The organism is Stenotrophomonas sp. S41 (assembly GCF_016624625.1).
Taxonomy (GTDB): Bacteria; Pseudomonadota; Gammaproteobacteria; order Xanthomonadales; family Xanthomonadaceae; genus Stenotrophomonas.
In genome coordinates, this window is the sequence record NZ_JACVTV010000180.1 from 1 (window position 1) to 4,691 (window position 4,691).

Sequence of the window (4,691 nt, forward strand, 5' to 3'; positions counted from 1 at the left end):
GGGTTGGGCAGGACGCCCAACCCCGGTCTTGCCGTGTGCGCAGGACAGCGCGCACGAGCAAGCGGCGACCGAGCTTACAGGGACGTACTTGCAGCGTCCCCTGCGCGGCCCACCCACCCGGCCAGCTCACGAGGCTAGTCGACTAACAGTCGACTCTACCGCCAGCCACGAGGGGCTCCGCCGTTGGCCGTATCCCGCCGATAGGCGCGATAATGCCGGCATGGAAACCGTCCGCATCGCCACCCGCAAGAGCCCGCTCGCCCTCTGGCAGAGCGAACACGTCGCCGACCGCCTGCGCCAGGCCTACCCCGGCCTGCACGTGGAGCTGGTGCCGATGAGCACCCGCGGTGACGAGGTGCTCGACCGCTCGCTGGCCGCCATCGGTGGCAAGGGCCTGTTCCTGAAGGAGCTGGAGCTGGCCATGCTGCGCGGTGATGCCGACTGCGCGGTGCATTCGCTGAAGGATGTGCCGATGGAACTCGATGCGCCCTTCGCGCTGCCGGCCATGCTGACCCGCCACGATCCGGCCGATGGCTTCATCTCCAACCTGTACGCCTCGCTGGATGCGCTGCCCATCGGCGCCCGCGTGGGTACGTCCTCGCTGCGCCGCCAGGCACAGCTGCGCGCGCTGCGCCCGGACCTGCAGCTGCTGGACCTGCGCGGCAACGTCAACACGCGCCTGGCCAAGCTCGACAACGGTGGCTACGACGCCATCGTACTGGCCGTCGCCGGGCTGGAACGGCTGGGCCTGGGCAACCGCATCGTGGCCCGCCTGCAGCCGCCGCAGTGGCTGCCGGCACCGGCGCAGGGCGCGGTGGCAGTGGAATGCGATGGTGGCAACGCGCGGCTGATGGAAGTGTTCGCCCGCCTGGATGACGCCGATACCCGTGCCTGCGTGGAAGCGGAGCGGGCGATGAACCGCGCGCTGCACGGCAGCTGCCATGTGCCGGTGGCGGCCATCGCGCAGTGGCAGGGCCAGGACCTGCACCTGCACCTGCAGGGCATGGTCGGCAGTGCCAGTGATGGCCGCGCGGTGCGTGCCGAAGCGGTGGGCCCGGCCAGCGATCCGGAAACGCTGGGCCAGCAGGTGGCGAAGATGCTGCTGGATGGCGGCGCAGGCGAGCTGCTGAACGTCTGAACCGCGCCTCTGTAGAGTCGAGCCATGCTCGACCCCGCTTTTGTAGAGTCGAGCCATGCTCGACTGCACGGCCAACAGCAGTCGAGCATGGCTCGACTCTACAAATGAAGAACGGGCGCCCTGGGCGCCCGTTTCTCATTTGAACTTGTAGACCACGTTCATCGTGGTCAACGTATCGGTCCTGCGCTTGTCGTCGGCCACGTCGCTGTTGTAACGGGCCTGCCAGCCGGCCTTCAGGGCCAGGTGCTCGTTCATGCTCACCGACACGCCGAAATCGTTCTGGCCGAACGTATTGTACGAACCCGATTCGACCAGCAGGTTGTTGATCAGGTCGGTGTTGGACGTGATGGCGTACTTCAGTTCGAACTGGCCCTGGCCGATCAGGCCGGTGCGCGTGCGGTCGTCTTCGGTGCTGTGGGTGCGGCTGACACCCGGGCCGACCAGGGCGTCGAAGGAGAACTTCTCGGTGTTGAACAGGCGGGTACCGTAGCCCAGGCCGAACGAGCTGCGACGATCGTAGGTGGCGAAGTCATCGCGCTCGGTACGCACCTTGGCGAACAGCTGGCGGTGTTCGCCCAGCTGCAGCGCGCTGCCGGCGGCGCCGGTGTAGCGGTTGGCCGTGGTGTTGTCGCGGCGGGTGGTGGTGCCGTCGTCGGCGGTCTCGGTCACCTTGGAGCTGGAGCGCAGGCCGAACAGGTCCATGGTGTGCACCCAGTCGCCATCGGTATAGCGCAGGCGCAGGGCGCCGTTGAAGCTCTCGGTGCTGCTGTTGCCGCTGGCGGCGGCAAAGCCCAGTTCGCCACCGCTGCCGCTCCACGGCGACGTCATCGCCGCCAGTTCAGAGGCATCCTGGGCATAGGCCAAGGGTGCGCACAGCAGCAGGGGCACAAGCAGGGACACGCGCAGGGACATCGAGGGCTCTCCGAAGCGGTTAACAACCCGTGATGATACTGGAAGCATCATGACCATCAGAACGGGTCGGCAACGGCGCTTCAGCAGGCGTTACCGCCACCGCCCATTCAGGGAAGGTCGATGCGCAGCGCGGGGTCGTTGAAGCGCGAGTAGCGCAGGCGCACCTGGTACGGACGCCCCTGGTTGCTGCCGTTGCGCACGATCTGCCGCGGCAGTCCCTGGTCGTCCACCCAGTACTCCAGGCGCTCGCCGGCGGCACTGACCAGCCGGTAATGGCGGGTATCCACGCCGTCCAGCGACTGCCGGCCCAGATCCTCAGCCTTCATCGGGGCGGACGGTACGTCGCCGGTCAGCGGCTGTTTCCATTGATCCAGTAATCCAGCAGGCGTCGGCACCTGGCGGGTCGCGCCGGCGGCCTGAAGAAACATGGTGTCGCCAATGATCGTCTGCGGCCCGGCCGCGGTCTGCAGGCGGAAGCGGTCGGGAGCCACGAAGTCCATGCTGCTGCGTACCGCCAGGGCGGCGCCCTCCACATCCAGTTCGGCATGGAAGCTGCGCACCTCGGCCAGACGCTGGCTGGCCGCGCGTATGTCTTCAGCCGGATCGGCTGCGGGTATCGGGTCCTGCGTGATGGCTGGATCCGGGGCGCGATCACAGGCGGCCAGCAGCAGGCAGGCCAGCAGGGGCAGGGCAGGCAGGCGGCGCATCGGGCGTTCCATGGGGGGCAGGGGCGCCCACGATAGCCCAAAGCCCCCGCACAACGCCCGCGACTCGGACATAATCGGGGGCATGGACCGATACGAACGCATCACCGCCCTGCATCGTCTGCTCAAGTCCGCACGCTATCCGGTGACGGTGGCGACCCTGCAGGACAAGCTCGGTTGTTCCCGTGCCACCGTCTACCGTGATCTGGCCTTCCTGCGCGACGCGCTGATGGCTCCGATCGAGGGCGACGGCGAGGCCGGCTTCCGTTACCAGGCTGACGAAAGCGACCGCTTCGAACTGCCCGGCCTGTGGCTCAGCTCGGAGGAGCTGCATGCCCTGCTGGCCTCGCAGCACCTGCTGGCGCGGACCGGCGGCGGCGTGCTGTCGTCGGTGCTGGCGCCGCTGCAGCAGCGCATCGAAAGCCTGCTGGCGGCACAGGCCGGTGTCTCCAACTGGCCGGTCGACCGGGTCCGGGTGATCCCGCACCGCGGCCGCAAGTTCGACGAAGGCAGCTTCCGCACCGTCGCCTCGGCCGTGCTGGAGCGCAAGCAGCTGGCGTTCGAGTACCGTGCCCGCTCCACCGACGAATCGACCCGGCGCACCGTGTCGCCGCAGCGCCTGACCCACTACCGCGACAACTGGTACCTGGATGCCTGGGATCACGACCGCGACGCCCTGCGCAGCTTTGCGGTGGATCGCGTGCACAAGGCGCGGGTGGTCGACAACGGTGCCCGCGACGTGGCCGAAACCGAGCTGGACGAGCAGCTGGGCGCCAGCTACGGCATCTTCTCCGGCCCGCCCAAGGGCTGGGCGACCATCCTGTTCAGTGCCAAGGCCGCACGCTGGGTGGCCGACGAACACTGGCATTCCAAGCAGCAGGGCCGGTTCCTGCCCGATGGTCGCTACGAGCTGAAGGTGCCCTACAGCGTCTCGCGCGAGCTGCTGATGGACGTGCTGCACTACGGTTCCGATGCCGAGATCGTCGAGCCGGTGATGCTGCGCGAGCAGGCCAAGGCGCTGCTCAGCCTGGCCCTGACCAACTACGAACATTCCTGATCCCTCCCCCGAGAGACCCGTTGCCCCCATGAAGAAGACCCTGTTGCTGCCCCTGTTCGCCGCTGCGCTGGCCCTGACCGCCTGCGGCAAGTCCGGCGAGCCCTCGCAGAAGCTGGTGGTGGCCGCCACCGCCGTGCCGCATGCGGAGATCCTGGAAGTGGTCAAGCCGATCCTCAAGGAGGAAGGCGTGGACCTGGACGTGCGCGTGTTCAACGACTATGTGCAGCCCAACGACCAGCTGGTGCAGAAGCAGGTGGACGCCAATTACTTCCAGACCGAGCCGTACCTGGATGCGTACAACCGCGACCGCAAGACCGACCTGACCAAGGTGATCGGCGTGCACATCGAGCCCTTCGGTGCGTACTCGCGCAAGGTCAAGTCGCTGGCCGAGCTGCGCGAAGGCGCCGACGTGGTCATCCCCAATGACCCGAGCAACAACAGCCGCGCGCTGATCCTGCTGCACAAGGCCGGCGTGATCGAGCTGAAGGATCCGAGCAATGCCCTGTCGACCCAGCGCGACATCATCGCCAACCCGAAGAAGCTGAAGTTCCGCGAGCTGGATTCGGCGATGCTGCCGCGCGTGCTGGACCAGGTCGACCTGGCCCTGATCAACACCAACTACGCGCTGGATGCCGGCCTGAACCCGACCCAGGATGCGCTGGCGATCGAGAGCAAGGATTCGCCGTACGTGAACTTCCTGGTCGCGCGCCCGGACAACAAGGACGACGCCCGCGTGCAGAAGCTGGCCAAGGCACTGACCAGCCCGCAGGTGAAGGCCTTCATCGAGACCAAGTACAAGGGCGCGGTGCTGCCGGCGTTCTGAAGTTGGGGTAGCGGGGGGGGGGGGGGGGGGGGGGGGGGGGGGGGGGGGGGGGGGGGG

Annotated in this window: 5 protein-coding genes; 3 read left to right on the forward strand and 2 right to left on the reverse strand. The window is 67.7% G+C overall.

Annotated elements, in window-relative coordinates:
- Positions 1–220 precede the first annotated feature (220 nt).
- Positions 221–1,138, forward strand: a complete 918-nt coding sequence (gene hemC, locus IAE56_RS20605) for a hydroxymethylbilane synthase (RefSeq protein WP_200753800.1) — start codon at positions 221–223, stop codon at positions 1,136–1,138.
- 135 nt (positions 1,139–1,273) lie between these two features.
- Here hemC and IAE56_RS20610 read toward each other — a convergent pair whose 3' ends face one another.
- Entirely contained in the window at positions 1,274–2,050 is a 777-nt protein-coding gene (locus IAE56_RS20610) for a DUF481 domain-containing protein (protein ID WP_108770099.1), read from the reverse strand.
- A gap of 107 nt (positions 2,051–2,157) precedes the next feature.
- Positions 2,158–2,757, reverse strand: a complete 600-nt coding sequence (locus tag IAE56_RS20615; protein ID WP_200753801.1) for a hypothetical protein — start codon at positions 2,755–2,757, stop codon at positions 2,158–2,160.
- An 82-nt stretch (positions 2,758–2,839) separates the two neighbouring features.
- On the opposite strand from IAE56_RS20615, the gene IAE56_RS20620 reads away from it, so the two are divergent.
- Positions 2,840–3,811: a YafY family protein gene (locus tag IAE56_RS20620; RefSeq protein WP_116865223.1), complete on the forward strand. Its 972-nt coding sequence runs from the start codon at positions 2,840–2,842 to the stop codon at positions 3,809–3,811.
- Between the two features lie 28 nt (positions 3,812–3,839).
- Complete coding sequence (locus IAE56_RS20625; protein ID WP_200733159.1) at positions 3,840–4,634, forward strand: MetQ/NlpA family ABC transporter substrate-binding protein; 795 nt, start codon at positions 3,840–3,842, stop codon at positions 4,632–4,634.
- Positions 4,635–4,691: the final 57 nt, after the last annotated feature.